This window comes from Ensifer sp. LC384, from assembly GCF_001695865.1.
Classification (GTDB): Bacteria; Pseudomonadota; Alphaproteobacteria; order Rhizobiales; family Rhizobiaceae; genus Ensifer.
This window is the reverse complement of sequence record NZ_MBST01000031.1, coordinates 39837-54401: the sequence shown is the minus strand read 5'-3', so window position 1 is coordinate 54401 and position 14565 is coordinate 39837. Positions and strand designations below refer to the sequence as shown.

At 61.6% G+C, this 14565-nt stretch carries 17 protein-coding genes and 1 pseudogene; 3 read left to right on the top strand and 15 right to left on the bottom strand.

Annotation, left to right across the window (positions count from 1 at the left end):
• Window positions 1–212: pseudogene (locus BC363_RS21570) on the bottom strand (flagellin); the annotation flags it as partial.
• 405 nt (window positions 213–617) lie between these two features.
• Between BC363_RS21570 and BC363_RS21565 the strand changes: the two are divergent.
• A complete protein-coding gene (locus tag BC363_RS21565; protein WP_141690394.1) occupies window positions 618–2531 on the top strand; it encodes a glycosyl transferase in 1914 nt (637 codons plus the stop codon).
• 228 nt (window positions 2532–2759) lie between these two features.
• Here the strand turns inward: BC363_RS21565 and fliP are convergent, their stop codons facing one another.
• The 14 genes from fliP to BC363_RS21495 form a co-directional block, all read right to left on the bottom strand.
• A complete protein-coding gene (fliP, locus tag BC363_RS21560) occupies window positions 2760–3497 on the bottom strand; it encodes a flagellar type III secretion system pore protein FliP (protein ID WP_065784665.1) in 738 nt (245 codons plus the stop codon).
• Window positions 3498–3505: 8 nt separating this feature from the next.
• A complete protein-coding gene (locus tag BC363_RS21555; protein ID WP_065784664.1) occupies window positions 3506–4003 on the bottom strand; it encodes a flagellar basal body-associated FliL family protein in 498 nt (165 codons plus the stop codon).
• 18 nt (window positions 4004–4021) lie between these two features.
• Window positions 4022–4732 carry a flagellar basal body L-ring protein FlgH gene (gene flgH, locus BC363_RS21550; RefSeq protein ID WP_065784663.1) on the bottom strand — a complete coding sequence of 237 codons (711 nt, stop codon included), beginning with the start codon at window positions 4730–4732 and terminating at the stop codon, window positions 4022–4024.
• Window positions 4729–5265, bottom strand: a complete 537-nt coding sequence (locus BC363_RS21545) for a MotE family protein (protein WP_065784662.1) — start codon at window positions 5263–5265, stop codon at window positions 4729–4731. The genes flgH and BC363_RS21545 overlap by 4 nt, the downstream gene beginning before the upstream one ends.
• Complete coding sequence (locus BC363_RS21540; RefSeq protein ID WP_065784661.1) at window positions 5262–6377, bottom strand: flagellar basal body P-ring protein FlgI; 1116 nt, start codon at window positions 6375–6377, stop codon at window positions 5262–5264. The genes BC363_RS21545 and BC363_RS21540 overlap by 4 nt, the downstream gene beginning before the upstream one ends.
• Window positions 6374–6862 carry a flagellar basal body P-ring formation chaperone FlgA gene (gene flgA, locus BC363_RS21535; protein WP_244512776.1) on the bottom strand — a complete coding sequence of 163 codons (489 nt, stop codon included), beginning with the start codon at window positions 6860–6862 and terminating at the stop codon, window positions 6374–6376. Before flgA ends, BC363_RS21540 begins: the two co-directional genes overlap by 4 nt.
• 41 nt (window positions 6863–6903) lie before the next feature.
• The gene (gene flgG / locus BC363_RS21530; protein ID WP_065784659.1) at window positions 6904–7692 is read right to left on the bottom strand and encodes a flagellar basal-body rod protein FlgG; all 789 of its coding nucleotides are present in this window, start codon (window positions 7690–7692) and stop codon (window positions 6904–6906) included.
• Between the two features lie 11 nt (window positions 7693–7703).
• On the bottom strand, window positions 7704–8045 hold the full coding sequence (locus BC363_RS21525; RefSeq protein ID WP_065784658.1) for a flagellar hook-basal body complex protein FliE: 342 nt from the start codon (window positions 8043–8045) through the stop codon (window positions 7704–7706).
• On the bottom strand, window positions 8045–8464 hold the full coding sequence (gene flgC, locus BC363_RS21520) for a flagellar basal body rod protein FlgC (protein WP_053250468.1): 420 nt from the start codon (window positions 8462–8464) through the stop codon (window positions 8045–8047). The genes BC363_RS21525 and flgC overlap by 1 nt, the downstream gene beginning before the upstream one ends.
• A gap of 5 nt (window positions 8465–8469) precedes the next feature.
• Window positions 8470–8850 (bottom strand): flagellar basal body rod protein FlgB, encoded by a 381-nt coding sequence (flgB, locus tag BC363_RS21515; protein ID WP_053250510.1) that lies wholly within the window; start codon window positions 8848–8850, stop codon window positions 8470–8472.
• A gap of 175 nt (window positions 8851–9025) precedes the next feature.
• Window positions 9026–9583, bottom strand: a complete 558-nt coding sequence (locus BC363_RS21510) for a flagellar protein (protein WP_065784657.1) — start codon at window positions 9581–9583, stop codon at window positions 9026–9028.
• Window positions 9583–10983 (bottom strand): flagellar protein export ATPase FliI, encoded by a 1401-nt coding sequence (fliI, locus tag BC363_RS21505; RefSeq protein ID WP_025425916.1) that lies wholly within the window; start codon window positions 10981–10983, stop codon window positions 9583–9585. Before fliI ends, BC363_RS21510 begins: the two co-directional genes overlap by 1 nt.
• A gap of 18 nt (window positions 10984–11001) precedes the next feature.
• A complete protein-coding gene (gene flgF / locus BC363_RS21500; protein WP_065784656.1) occupies window positions 11002–11727 on the bottom strand; it encodes a flagellar basal-body rod protein FlgF in 726 nt (241 codons plus the stop codon).
• A gap of 2 nt (window positions 11728–11729) precedes the next feature.
• On the bottom strand, window positions 11730–12509 hold the full coding sequence (locus BC363_RS21495) for a DUF1217 domain-containing protein (RefSeq protein WP_065784655.1): 780 nt from the start codon (window positions 12507–12509) through the stop codon (window positions 11730–11732).
• Window positions 12510–12692: 183 nt separating this feature from the next.
• Here BC363_RS21495 and motA point away from each other — a divergent pair, with 183 nt between their 5' ends.
• Together motA and BC363_RS21485 are read left to right on the top strand one after the other, a co-directional pair.
• Window positions 12693–13571 carry a flagellar motor stator protein MotA gene (gene motA / locus BC363_RS21490; protein ID WP_053250472.1) on the top strand — a complete coding sequence of 293 codons (879 nt, stop codon included), beginning with the start codon at window positions 12693–12695 and terminating at the stop codon, window positions 13569–13571.
• Between the two features lie 4 nt (window positions 13572–13575).
• On the top strand, window positions 13576–14523 hold the full coding sequence (locus BC363_RS21485; RefSeq protein ID WP_065784654.1) for a FliM/FliN family flagellar motor switch protein: 948 nt from the start codon (window positions 13576–13578) through the stop codon (window positions 14521–14523).
• Window positions 14524–14565 lie beyond the last annotated feature (42 nt).

Below are 14565 nucleotides of genomic sequence, written 5' to 3'. Positions count from 1 at the left end.
GCGCCGAGGCCGAGTGCGTCCTGAACCGTGCCGAGGGCCTTGTTGTCCGAACGCATGGTCGTTGCGATCGACCAGTAGGCGGCGTTGTCGGAAGCGTTACCAACGCGGTAGCCGGACGAAATACGGTCCTGCGTCGTTTCCATCGAGGAATTGATCGAGCGCAGCGTGGAGAGTGCGGCCATTGCCGAGTTGTTGGTCATAATAGAAGTCATGAGACTGTCCCTCAAATTTACAAGGTTACACGGTTGGGGACATACCGGACTGAATACGTCTACCGGCAATGACGGACCGGCTTCATGCCACTCGGCTCCGCTCACTCAAGTGAAGGAAACCAAACCCGTCATGTGAGGGTGAATATCACCCCCAATGCTTGCGATTTCATTAAGGTAGCAAGATATTTCCCAAGCAAAATCCGATGGTTAACAGGACGTTACTTTAACTTCTCCCCGTCTCGCGCGAATGACTTTAGCCACGCCGCATTTCTTGGGAAACAATACGCAAATCGCTCAACAATCCCGCCTGGGGCAAGGTTTCTGCTTCAAAACGGTATCTTGGTACATTGACGTTGCACAGGCTCGCGCGGTGACAACGGTTGCGCTTATTCCATGGAGCTTCCCTTGAACGCCCACACCATCTTCTCTTCCGCTTCGCGGCAGTATCAAAAAGGCCAGTACACCGAGGCGCTCAGCTCTCTCAATCAGCTGCTCGATCTCACCCGCGATGCCAAGACCTATGCGCTTTTGGCAAAGGTGCTTTTGAAGCTCGGCTTTCGGAGCGATGCCGCGCAAGCCTATCAGCTGGCCGGCGAAGAAGGCGGATTGCGTTCCGAGCATTTCCTGGCCGAGGCGATGAAGCTGCATTTCGCTTGCGGCAATGACGACCAGGCCCTCAGTCTCGGCCGACCCTTGCTTGAGCAGGCAAAGTCCGATCCCGAGCTGGCTTACATCATCGTGACGTTGTTCCTGAAGCGCAGCCAGCCGGAGATTCTCGGCCCCTTCAAATCGACGCTCTCAATGAGCCCCCAGCATGAGCATCAGGTGCTTGCCGCGAAGCTGCTGACGTCTGACGTCGGCAACAGCGAAGACCGTGAAATCGTCACCAACCTGTTCCGGAGGACCCCGTCCAATCTGGTGCTGCTTTCGGCCTATCTCGTCTTCATGCAGGAAGTAAACAACTTCGGCGAAATCGACAATTATGCGCAGGCACTGGAGCGCGTCGTACAGTCGGTCAACCGCAAGTTCTTTCGCGCCGAAACGCCGTTCTACAACCTGCACTGGTGCCGCGACGAAAAACTTAACCGACTTGCAGGAGCGCTGGATCGGCCGTTCGCACCTGATTTGCCCCAGGAACGCCGCAACATGCCGCACTCCTGGGGCAAGAAGATACGTGTGGGCTACCTTTCGAACGACTTCTGGGCGCCACACGCCACAATGAAGCTGTTGAAGGCCGTCCTCACCTCGCATGACCGCGAAAAATTCGACGTCACGCTCTTCTGCTACACGCCGGAGAAGTACCTGCCGCTGGCAGGCGAAGAACGCCAGACTTGGGGCAAGATCGTACGTGTCGAACACCTCTGCGACGAGCAGGCAGCGCAAGCGATCCGCGACGAACAGATCGACATTCTCGTCGATCTCAAGGGTCACACGATGAACAGCCGTGTCACCATCGTCAACCACAAGACCGCCCCTGTGCAGGTCGCGTGGCTCGGCTTCCCCGGCACCACCGTAAACGTCGATCTCGATTACATCATCGGCGACCGCTACGTTCTTCCAGATGGCAGCGAGGAGTACTACTACGAGCGGTTCTGCCGGTTGCCCGAGACCTACCAGCCGAACGATCCGGCCGGCCGGCCACGCCCTCCTACGATGTCACGCGAGCAAGCGGGTCTGCCGGAAGACGCTTTCGTCTACGCGTCATTCAATGCCAACCGCAAGATCACCGTCGAAACCATGAAGGCCTGGGCCGAGATCCTGCGCAGGACGCCCGACAGCGTTCTCTGGCTGATGCGCCTCAAGCCGGAAGCCCAGGCGCATATCCTGCGCCGTTTCCAGAGCTACGGCATCGCCACCAAACGCATCATCTTCAGCGAGAAGATCGAGTACGAACAACACCTGGCGCGTATCCCAGCCGCCGACCTCGGCCTCGACACTTTCCCCTGTAACGGACACACCACGACGTCCGAGCAGTTGTGGATGGGTTTGCCGGTACTCACACCCAAGGGCACCCACTTTGCCTCGCGCGTCAGCGAAAGTCTGCTGCGCGCGATCGGCGTGCCGGAACTCGTTACCACCGATATCAACGACTATATCGAGCAAGCGGTCGCTCTCTACGCAAACCGCGACAAGATCGCCGAATACAAGCAGAGGCTCGACGACAACCGGCTGCAGATGCCGCTCTTCGACGCAGAGCGCTTCTGCCGCCACCTCGAGCAGGCTTATGAGATGATGGCCGACCGCGCCAAGAACGGACTGGAGCCCGCGCTCATCGACGTTCCGGCCCTGCCGGCACGCACGACGCCCTTTGCACAATAAACGCAGGCGGAATCAACCGTCGGCACCCAGGCTTCGCCTGAAACCCCGCCAACCCGGCGGGGTTTTTTCGTTCGTCATCACGGCGCGGTTGGCGCCCCCAACGTGCCACATAATTCCTTGAAGTGAGGTCGACGTGGGGACGTCTGCGCTGGCGGCAACCCCACGCAGACGTCGGCGCGGGGCAGCAAACCAATGATTAACAACGAAGAGAAGCGGCGAGGTGGCGGATCAGCTAAAAGAGCGCACCAGGCTGCCGACGAGCAGGTTCCAGCCGTCGATCAACACGAAGAAGAGGATCTTGAAGGGCAGAGAGATTGCCGTTGGCGGCAGCATCATCATGCCCATCGCCATGGTGATGGTGGCGACGATCAGGTCGATCACCAGGAACGGCAGCATGATGAGGAAGCCGATCTCGAAGCCGCGGCGGATTTCGGAGATCATGAAGGCGGGAACGACGGCGCGCAGATCGACCTTGTCGTCGACGACGACGGTCTGCCCCTTTTCCTTGGCGATGTCGATGAAGAGCTGCAGGTCCTTGTCGCGTGTGTTGGCAAGCATGAATTCACGGAACGGCTCGGAGATGCGCGGCAGCGCTTCTGTTTCCGTAATCTGGTTCTTCATCAGCGGATCGATGCCATCGCGCCAGGCGCGATCAAAAGTCGGCGCCATGACGTAGAAGGTCATGAACAGCGCCAGCGAAACCATGATCATGTTCGACGGTGTCGTTGCCAGGCCCATGCCGGTGCGCAGGATGGCAAAGGCGATCACGAAGCGCGGAAAGCTGGTGACCATGATGAGGATGCCGGGCGCGACCGAAAGAACGGTCAAAAGGCCGAACGTGCGGATGATCCAGGACGCGGCCGAGCCGTCGATGGGCGTGTTCAAGATGTCAGAGGGAAAACTCTGGGCGCCGGCGATTCCGGACATCGCCATCATGGCGACTATGAAGGCGATGAGCCGGATCATTTAGCGAATCATTGAATGACGAAGGTTCTGAACATGACATTGGTTACGCGCCCATCTGAGCGCAGGTCAACCCGTTCCTGGATGTCATCCCGGAGATATTGGAAGCCGCGCGGGCCCTGAATCTGCTGCAGCGACACGGTTTTCAGATAGGCGGCGATATCCTGGTGGATCTGCTCGGCCATGGCCGGGTCGGGAACGCCGTCGAACTGCAAGGCCACCTCGATCCGGATCCAGTTTTCCGAGGGATAGGCAAGGTTCGTGGTGATCGGCTCGAGCTGGACGACGCCGTTGGCCTCGGTGGCGATCTTCGGCACGCCCTCCTCGCCTGTCGCGTTCGGAGCGATGTCCTTGGTCGCTTCCACCTGTTCCTTGGGCGGCGGTGGCGCCAGCGCACCGCCGACGAGCCAGCCGCCGCCGCCGGCGACGAGCGTCAGGACGGCGACGATGGCGATCGTCATCACCTTCGAAGGTGATTTCGCGGGCGCGGCGGTTTCGAGTTCTTCCATCTTGCCATTCCCTGCCGATCAGATCGGCGAAATCAGGTCCATGATCTGCTGGCCGTAAGGCGGCTGCTGCACTTCGGTCAGGCGGCCACGGCCACCATAGGAAATGCGCGCCTCGGCAATGCGGTCGTAGGAGATCACGTTGTTGGCATCGACGTCCTGCGTGCGCACGATACCGGCGACATTGAGGATGCGAAGCTCGTGGTTGACGCGCACTTCCTGCGAACCGCTGATCAGGAGGTTGCCATTCTCGAGCACGCCGGTGACGACTGCCGCCACAAGCAGCTGCAGCTTTTCAGACCGCTCGGTCGAGCCGTCGCCCTCGGTCTTGGTGTTCGAGCCGTATTCCAGGTCACCCGACCAACCGAAGTCGCTGGCTTCCGACTGGCCGCTTGCGCCGATATTGAAACCGCTGGTGTTCTTGCGGCTGCGGTCGGTCTTGTTGTCGAACGACGCCTTGTCGTTGATGGCGATCTCGACGGTCAGAATGTCGCCGACATTGAGCGCGCGGGCATCCTTGAACAGCGCCGACTGTTGATCGTTCCAGAGCGAGAAGCCGTTGGCAACGTGGCGCGGCTCCTTCGGATACATCGCAAGCTGTGGCGTCTGGGTATATTGCAGACCGCTGCCGATCGGGCTCATGGCCGGCGCGCGGCCGATCTCGTTGAAGGCCTGGTTCTGACATCCCGCGAGGAGGCCTGCGGCCAATACGGCCGTTAGACGCATTTTCATGATGGTTCCTTCGAGGTGTTCGGATCGATGGCACTCGAGATGATGTTGGTGAGGATGGCCGCCTTTTCGTCGCTCATTTCGCTGAGGATCAACGACGACTGGCGCGGCGGCAGGCGCATGACGATCGCGGCCGCAATCTCCGGATTGACCATTTCAAGCTTGCCCGCGGCAGCATCCGGCTTCATCGTCTTGTAGATCCCAACAAGGCCGATCTCGGCCTGCTTGAGGAACTCGTTGCGGCGCTTCAGCCAGTCTTCGTATTCCTCGCGCCGCTTTTCGAGCGTCGCGATCCGGTCGTCGACATTCGCCTGAAGCGCTTCCAGTTCCTTGCGCTGCAGAACGTAGCGCTGGTCGCGGGCGGCATCGGCGATATTGGTGCAGAACTGCTGGATTTCGTTGACGGTGGCGTTGCTGGCAGGCGGCGCGGTGACGTCCTGGGCAAACGCGCCGGGCATTGCTAGCATCGAAGCGACGGCAGCCAAGGCGAGCAGGACATTGCTGGATCTTCCGAGAAGACGATCGATGTTCATCATTGCAGGACAAGCTCCGCCTGAAGGGCCCCAGCCGTTTTGATGCTTTGCAGGATGGCGATGATGCCGTCGGGCTTGACGCCGATATTGTTGAGACCGGCGACCAGGGATCGGAGGCTCGAGCCGTTGAGAATGGCGACCGTGCCACCATCGGACTGTGCCTGGATGGTGGTGTTCGGCTCCAGCGCCGTCTGGCCACGCGAGAACGGCAGCGGCTGAACAACGGTCGGCGTTTCACTGACCTCCACGGTCAAGGTGCCGTAGCTGACGGCCACCTCGTTGACGCGCACGTCCTGACCGATGACGATCGTGCCGGTTCGCTCGTTGATGACGACCCTCGCCGGGACGTCGGTTTCGATGACGATGTTTTCGATGTCCGCCATCAGCCGCGCGAGGTCCGCCATCTTCGGCTTTTCGACGAGAACGGCCTGCGAGTCCCGGGCTTCGGCGATGCGGCCGCCATATTGACCGGCGGCATATTTGTTGATCGCCGCCGCCATGCCGACCGCGGTGGAGAAGTCGGGGTTACGCAGCTGCAGCACAAGATTGAAGCCGTCCTTGAACCTCGACGGCAGTTCACGCTCGATGATGGCGCCGTTCGGCACGCGACCGGAAGTCGTGACGCCCTGATTGAGTGTTGCCGCGTCCCCTTGCGCATTGAAGCCGGTGACGACGACCGAGCCCTGGGCGACGGCATAAATCTGGCCGTCCGCGCCCGAGAGCGAGGTCATCACCAGGGTGCCGCCGCGCAGCGACGTGGAATCGCCAAGCGACCCGACCGTCACGTCGACGCGGCTGCCGGGACTGGCGAAGGGCGGCAGGTTTGCCGTGACGAGAACGGCCGCGACGTTGCGCGTGCGCGATTCACCGCCCTGGGTCGAAATGCCGAGGTTTTGCAGCATGGCGCGCATCGATTGATCGGTAAACGGCGACGAGCGCAGGCTGTCGCCCGTTCCCTGAAGACCGACAACGAGGCCGTAGCCGATGAGCTGGTTGTCACGGCCGGCCTGCAGCGAGGCGACGTCCTTGATTCGTGACGCGCCGAAGGCGGGCGTCATCGCTGTGGACAGCGCGACGGCCAGCGCCAGGAACCATTTGCAGGCAAGCATTTTCATTTCGCCACCACATGTATCGTGCCGTCGGCCATCACCGTTCCGGAAACGATAACGCCAGTATCAATGTTGCGGGCCCGGATCAGATCGCCGATCGCGGCGTCCTGAAGGGGCGAACCGGCAGCGCTGATGGTGAGGCCACCATTGCTGAAGACCAGACGGACCGTGGAGCCGCGCTCGACCGCGTATTGCTCGCGCAGCGCGGAGGCCAGGATGACGCGGCCGGGAAGCAGCGTGCGCTTGCTGACCTTGCCGTCGATCTCGCTCAACGTCCTGACGTAGCCGTCCGTCAGATCGGGGTTGGTCACGTCGACGACCTCGAGCCTGCTCGCGTCGATCGCTTCGCCGGGGTAGATCGTCTGCTTGGGGATGACCGCCGTCAGCCGTTCCGCAAGGCCTGCCGAAGGCGACAGGAAAGCGGCGGCCAACAAAATGCCCGCCACCACGTGCCGCGCCCTTGGCGCGGAACCGTCCTTCTGAGCTGTCATTTCAGCGGCCCGGCGAAACGTCATGTTTGCCCCCTCTTCCGTTACCTGAGGTTCTTGCTCACCGTAGCCGCCATTTCGTCTGCGGCCTGGATGATCTTGGAGTTCATCTCATAGGCGCGCTGGGCCGAGATCAGGTCGGTGATTTCCTTGACCGGATCGACATTCGACGCTTCGAGATACTTCTGCTTGATCAGAGCAAAGCCCGGGTCTGCCGGCGTGCCAACGATCGGCTCGCCGGAGGCCGGCGTCTGCTTGAAGAGGTTTTCGCCCTGCGGCTCGAGGCCCGCTTCGTTGATGAAGTTGGCGATCGTCAGCTGGCCGATCTCCTGCATCGCCGGATCGTTGCCGATGCGCACCATGACCTGGCCGGAGCTGGTGAAGGCGATTTCGGTGGCGTCCTGCGGAACGGTAATGCCCGGCACGACGGTGTAGCCGTCGATGGTGACCAGCTGGCCCTGGGCATTCTTGTTGAAGGCGCCCGCACGGGTATAGACCGTCTCTCCATCCGGCGTTTCGACCTGGAACCAGCCGCGACCGACCAGTGCGAGGTCATAGTCGTTGCCGGTGCTGACGAGGCTGCCCTGGATATGCAGGTTGCGCACGGCGGCCGTCTGGACGCCGAGACCGATGATCGCGCCTTCCGGAACGATCGCCTGGTTGGAACGGTTCGGCACGCCCTGGGCGCGCTCGGTTTGATAGAGCAGGTCGGAAAACTCTGCGCGGGCACGCTTGTAGCCGGTCGTGTTGATGTTCGCGATGTTGTTCGCGATCACTTCAAGGTTCAGCTGCTGGGCGTTCATGCCGGTTGCGGCAATGGAAAGGGCCTTCATGTCTCGTTCCTTCAGATCTGCATGCGCGCGATTTCGAGGTAGGCGGTCACCACCTTGTCGCGGATCGCGATTGCGGTCTGGAGCGACTGCTCGGCATTCATCACCGCATCGACGACTTCGCGGGTGTTCGCCTGGCCGCGGATGCCGTCGAGCGAGGCACCTTCGGCCTTCTTCATGGCGCCGATGGCGTCGGTCGCCATGTCGCCGAGAACCGAGGCAAAGCTCTGGGATTGCGGAGCCGCCGGGGTAGTGGCAGCCGCACCGAAAATCGACGACGAAGAGGACGTAAGGCGAGTACCTTCGGCCTCTTTCATGACCGAAAATGCGCCGACAGAATTAATTGCGTCGATCATTATTGTGATGCTCTCAACAGGTCGATTGTTTGGGAAACCAGGTCGCGCGACTGCTTGATCGTCTGCAGGTTGGCTTCATAGGCGCGGTTGGCTTCGCGCATATCGGCCATTTCAACCAGGATGTTGACGTTCGGCATCTTGACCATGCCCTTCTCGTCGGCGGCCGGGTTGCCCGGGTCGAACTCGATGGTGAAGTTCGAATCATCCGTGCCGAGCCGCTCGATCTCGACAAGCGACGCGCCGCTGGCCCTGTCGACCTCGGCTGCAAAACTGATGGTCTTGCGCCGGTACGGATCGGCGCCGGGTACGTCGCCGGAGGAGCGGGCATTGGCAATGTTTTCGGAAACGATGCGCAGGCGGGTCGATTCCGCCTGCAGACCGGAGGCCGAGACCTTCATGGCCGAAGTCAAAGGATCCATGGTTGTTACTTCCGTACCGTCATGAGCATCATTCGGTGAAACGCTTTGACGAGCCCGGCACTGAGCTCGTAGTCGCGCTTGATCTCACCGGTCTTCATCATTTCCTGCTCGATCGCGACGCTGTTGCCGGATTGCTGGATCTGAACACCGTCGAGCATGCCGACCTCGGCCACCTGCGAGGCTTCGAGGCTTTCGGTGAAGTGCGCCTTGTGGGTCGCGGCCATCTGGATGCCGGTGTTTTCCAACACGCTTTCGAACGGCTTGACGTCCTTGGCCTTGTAGTGCGGCGTATTCGCATTGGCGATGTTGCCGGCCACCACGTTCTGGCGGACGGTCAGCCACTGGGCCTGCCGGGACGCGAGTTCGAAAAGCTGAATCGGTTGCATCAAAAGCTCCATGCTTGGTGATGCGAACCTAGGTCGGTAATCTTGCGTGGGACTTGTCGTTGGAAACAAGCTTGGCGCTGGTGCCCGAACACGTCCGGATGCGCACGACATCATCCGCTGCGGGTTGCGATGGACCCGCAGCGGAGAAAGACTTTCAGGACATGCGGGTGGCGGGTCAGTCGGCGCGATAGACGTCGCCGCTCGACGTGATCATCACCCAGCGCCCATCGCGCTCTTCAAGCGTCGCCAGTCGGCTGTTGTCCGGCAGGATCGAGCCGATGCGCACGATGTACATGCCGGTCGTGTCCTCGATCAGAGCGCGGCCGTTGGCGACATGCATCAGCTTGAAGCCGGACTTGCCCGGGAACGGCTGCTCAAGGTCTTCCTTCGGTGCCGCACCATCGGCGGCCGGACCGCCTCCAAGGCTTGGAATGGTCGCCGTCGTCAGCTGGTCGATCGCCGCGACGGTCTCGCCATCCATGTCGGACATTGCCAACGGCGAGACGGACAGGACGCTGCGCGCCGGCTTTTCCGGCAGGTCGCGTGTCGAGCCCTGCCAGAGCGGCGGCATCGTGAACTTGTCCTGGTTCAAGAAGGCATACCAGGGGAAAAAGGTCGCGAGAGCCGCCAGCATGATGCCGGTCGCGGCCAGCGCCTTGTCGATCATCGGCATGCGGGAATCACGCTTGCGCTGGCGGATCGTTTCGTCCGCGTCGTAGTCGGTCACACCCATCACCTCGGCCTCATCCCTGCAGCACCCGGCTGATTGCCCATAGCCGCGGCTTTCAGCGCGCCGGCAAGATCGGAAAATGCATCCTGTGTGGGCGGCTCGCTCGCCGTCTGCGTCAGGACGTCGTAGATCACCGGCACCTGCTTGATCGCCATGTCGAGATCGGGGTCACCGCCCGGACGGTAGCCGCCGATCAGGCGCAGGTCGCGCGTTTCCTCGAAGCGATGGATCAGCGCCTTCAGCCGCGACACCAGCTTTTCCTGGTCCGGCGTCCAGGCCTTGCGCGCCAGACGGGAGATCGACGCCAGTGGATTGATCGGCGGATAGCGCCCCTCTTCCGCCAGGCTGCGCTCGAGCACGATGTGCCCGTCGAGAATACCGCGCGTCGAGTCGGCGATGGGATCGTTGTGGTTGTCGCCGTCCACCAGGATCGAGATGATCGCGGTAATGGTGCCGGCCCCCTCGGCGCCCGGACCTGCGCGCTCGAGCAGGCGCGGCAATTCGGTAAAGACCGAAGCCGGATAGCCACGGGCGATCGGCGGTTCGCCGGACGCGGTCGCCACTTCGCGGATAGCATGGGCAAAACGCGTGACGCTGTCGACGATCAACAGCACGTTGTCGCCGTTGTCGCGATAGTGCTCAGCGATGGTGACGGCGGTCAGCGGCGCCATCTTGCGCAGCATCGGACTTTCGTCGCTGGTCGCGACAACGGCCACCGATTTGGAAAGATTGTCGCCGAGTGTGTCCTCGATGAATTCGCGCACTTCGCGGCCGCGTTCGCCGACCAGCGCGATGACGACCTTGTCGAAGGCATCGGCGCGCGCAAGCATCGACAGCAGCGTCGATTTACCGACGCCGGAACCGGCAAAAATGCCGAGGCGCTGCCCGAGGCAGAGCGGCGAAAAGATGTCGATCGCCCGGACGCCGGTGCGGAATCCCTGTTCCACGCGCTTGCGGGTCATCGACGGCGGCGCCGTATTGGAGATCGAGCGGCGGACATCGCCCTGCAGCAGCGGGCCGAGGCCGTCGATCGGTTCGGCAAGCGCGTTGATGGCTCGGCCGCACCATTGGTCGGTCGGCGCAATGCGGAAGGCGCCCTTGCGGATGACAGTGTCGTGGATGCCGATGGGGTCGCCCGGCTCGATCGGGCAGACGACGACACGCTCGGGCTCGACCCGGACCACTTCGCCGAGATGCGTTCCGGTCGAACTCTTGTGTGCAACGAAATCGCCAAGCCGAACATGTCGCGACAGGCCGGTCACGGTATAGTGGCCCGGAGAAATTGTCTGGACGTGGCCGCCCGGCGCAATCGAGTGTTCAGGTTTGGCGTAGCGTTCGACCAGGCCGGCAAGGGCAGCCAGCGATGTCGATGCGGCGCTCGTCTTCAGGCCTTCGCGTTCCATTCCGTTTCCCGTCACGCCTTAGCGGCTGCCACCGAGTGTCTTGATCGCTTCATCGAGCGACCCTTCGCTGTCACGCATCAGCGCGGTGATGTTGTCGAAGGCACGGGTGACCATGATCAGCTGCGACATTTCCGCGATGGCGTTGACGTTGGATTCCTCGAGGAACCCTTGCATGACGCCGACGTCGAAGCGATCGACGACCGGTTCCGGCTGTACCGCCGGGAGCACGGCGCTGTTGTCGAGGCGCATGAAGCCCTTGCTGAAGTCCGCCTGGTAGAGGCCGAGCGAGGCGACGGCGACACCGTTCTGGTGCAGAGCACCGTCAGCGCCGACGGTCACGTCGCCGGCCGAGCCATTGAGCTGGATCGGCGCGCCGCCGGTGTCGAGAACCGGATAGCCGCGAATGGTGACCAGGTCGCCGGTTTCGGTCAGGGTGAAGCGACCGTCACGCGTCAGGGCCGGACCCGAGGGCGTGTCGATCTGGAACCAGGCGTCGCCCTTGACGGCGAAATCGAGCGCGCCGCCGGTGCGCGTCAGCGAACCGTTGCTGGTATTGAGGAACTCTTCGCCCTTGCTGACGTAAGACACCTTGGTCGGCTTGGTATCGCCGAGCATCTGGTTGAACTTCACTTCCGTGCCGCGGAAACCGACGGTGCCGGAGTTTGCGATATTGTCGGCAAGGGTGTTGAGACGCTTTTCAAGCGCCATCTGCGACGAAATCGCGACGTAAAGACCGGTCTGCACGTTCAGCGTCCCCCGAGTTTCAGACTGTTGATGGACAGGAGCAGGTCGGAAGAGATGCCGTAGCCGCTCGACGAGCCGAAAACCGCAAGCGGGTCATAACCGTCCGTTGAATTGTTGATTTCCCAGAGGGCGGTAAAGCGGTCGAGAAAATCCGTCAGCTTGGCCGGGTCCTGGAAATCCTTAAGGTCGATTGCGGCCTCATAGGTGGCCGCCTGACGATCGACCTCGGTGCCGGCGAATTCGTCGGGCAGCTGCAGCGTGGTGCGCACCACCTGCGCCAGCGCCTCGTCGGCAATGATGGCGTAACCGCTGGTGATCGACGGCGCCATGCGGGCGAAATAGAGCGCGAGCCGCACGCCGGCATTCTCCTCGCCGGCACTCTGCTCCAGCGTCTGGCGGGCGTATTTGTCGACGACGCCCTTCTGGGCGCGATCGAAGGAGGTGGCAGCCTCGCCATGGCGGGCGAAATTCAGCGATTCAACCAGTTCCTTGTAGCGACTGTCGGTCAGCTTGTTGGCGAAGGCATCCTCGTTGTCGACCCCCTCGGTCAGCACCTTGCGCATGAAGGCCTTGGCGTAGCCCATGTCTTCCAGACCGTGCGCCTTGATGGCGTAGTCGTAGAGGCGCGTGTCAGCAAAGAACTGATCGATGGTTTTGATGTCGCCGATCTTCGAGAGGTAATATTCAGTCTCGCGGGCAACGTCCGGCTCTTTGGCGACGCGCTCCAGCGACTTGCCCAAGTCGGCTGTGATCAGCTTGTAGCTCGTATAGGTCGTGGTCACGATCGGTCGCCCTTAGCGGAGTGAGACGGGCGCGACTGGAGAGCCGGCCATACCAAATCCTGACCGGATTGGCTTGCGCGAACCTGTTCCACGCAATGATTTCCGCGGCCTCGGCGGCCAGCCTCACGCAAGGAAGAAACCTTATCCCGTTAGACGAAAATGGGATCGTGACGGGTATCGAAAATGAACATCATCATCGGGCTTCTTGTGACTTTCGGCTGTATTCTCGGCGGCTACGTGGCCATGGGCGGCCACATGGAAGTCCTCAACCAGCCTTTCGAACTGCTGATTATCGGCGGCGCCGGTATCGGCGGCTTCATCATGGCCAACTCCATGAAGGTGGTGAAGGATACCGGCAAGGCTCTCGGCGAAGCGTTTCGCCATAAGGTTCCCAAGGAGCGGGAATATCTCGATACGCTCGGCGTTCTCTACTCGCTGATGCGGGATCTCAGAACGAAGTCGCGCAACGAGATCGAAAGCCACATCGACAACCCCGAAGAATCCTCGATCTTCCAGTCGGCGCCGACCGTCCTGAAGAACAAGGAACTGACGGCCTTCATCTGCGACTACGTCCGCCTGATCATCATCGGCAACGCCCGCTCGCACGAGATCGAGGCGCTGATGGATGAGGAAATCCAGACCATCACCCACGACAAGATGAAGTCCTACCACGCCCTGACGATCATGGGCGACGCCTTCCCGGCGATCGGCATCGTCGCGGCGGTTCTCGGCGTCATCAAGGCGATGGGCGCGATCAGCGAAGCGCCGGAGGTTCTCGGTGCCAAGATCGCCGCCGCACTCGTCGGCACATTGCTCGGCGTGTTCCTTTCCTACTCGATCGTCGCTCCGCTGGTCGCCAACATCAAATCCGTCCGCGAGAAGCAGAACCGGCTCTACATCATCGTCAAGCAGACGCTGCTTGCCTACATGAACGGCTCGGTCCCGCAGGTTGCGCTCGAATACGGCCGCAAGACGATCTCGGCCTACGAGCGTCCCTCGATCGACGCCGTCGAGCAGGAAATGATGAACCCCGGCGGCGGCAGCGAAAGCAAGGCGGCTTGATCCGATGATGTCAGGAACAACAACAAACGTTCATCCCTTCGACAGGAAACTGCTGGCGCGCATGACCGGCGCGCTCGGCGACGACCGCGCGATCGGTCGAGTGGCACTCGATCTCGGCCAGGTGTTCGGCGAATTCCTCCCCGACATCTGCAAAGCGGAAACCGGCCTCGATATCGCCATCGGCTATGCCGGCTTCCGCACCGGACTTCGCAACAATCTGATCACCGAGCTCGGCCACGGCGTGCTGATCAGCGACGTCTCCTTGCGCAACTGGTCCCCGGACTTTCAGATCAGCTGCGACAGCCCGATCATTATCACCATGGTCGAGGCGCTGCTCGGCGCTGAGCCGACCGATATCGAAGAGCCGCAGCCGCGTGTACTTTCCCCCATCGAAATCGATGTCGCCCAACCGATCTTCGAAAAGATTGCCGACGTGCTGCGCACGGCCGTCAATGCATCGGGCGGTTTTGAACCGATCGTTGCCCGCGCACACAACAGTGCGGCCCGCGGCAAACCGGACCCGGCGGTCGAGGACGTTCATGCGGCAGCGATCGACATGACGATCGGTTTCGGCCCTGTGCTGTCGACCTTCTCGATCATCGTGCCGCAAAGCGTGCTCCTGAAGACGCAGATCGTCTTTCCAAAGGGCGCCGGACAGAACCGCAAGCAGAAGTCCGAATGGACCGAACAGATGGAGGAGCAGGTTCGCCGCTCCGCCGTCACCATCGAGGCGCGGATCCGGCTGGAAAGCCTGACGCTCGAGACGATCAGTCGCCTCCAGGCCGGCGACGTCATTCCCTTCCACGATGCCCAGGACGTTCGCGTCGACGTGAATGCCAACGGCCGCGATCTCTATGTCTGCGAGTTCGGTCGATCGGGTGCGAAATATACCGTGCGGGTCAAGGACACCCACGGTTCCGAACAGGACATCCTTCGCCACATCATGAGTTAATTCGGCTCACCGTCGCCAGGCAGTAGGCCTGAGGCAAGCTTC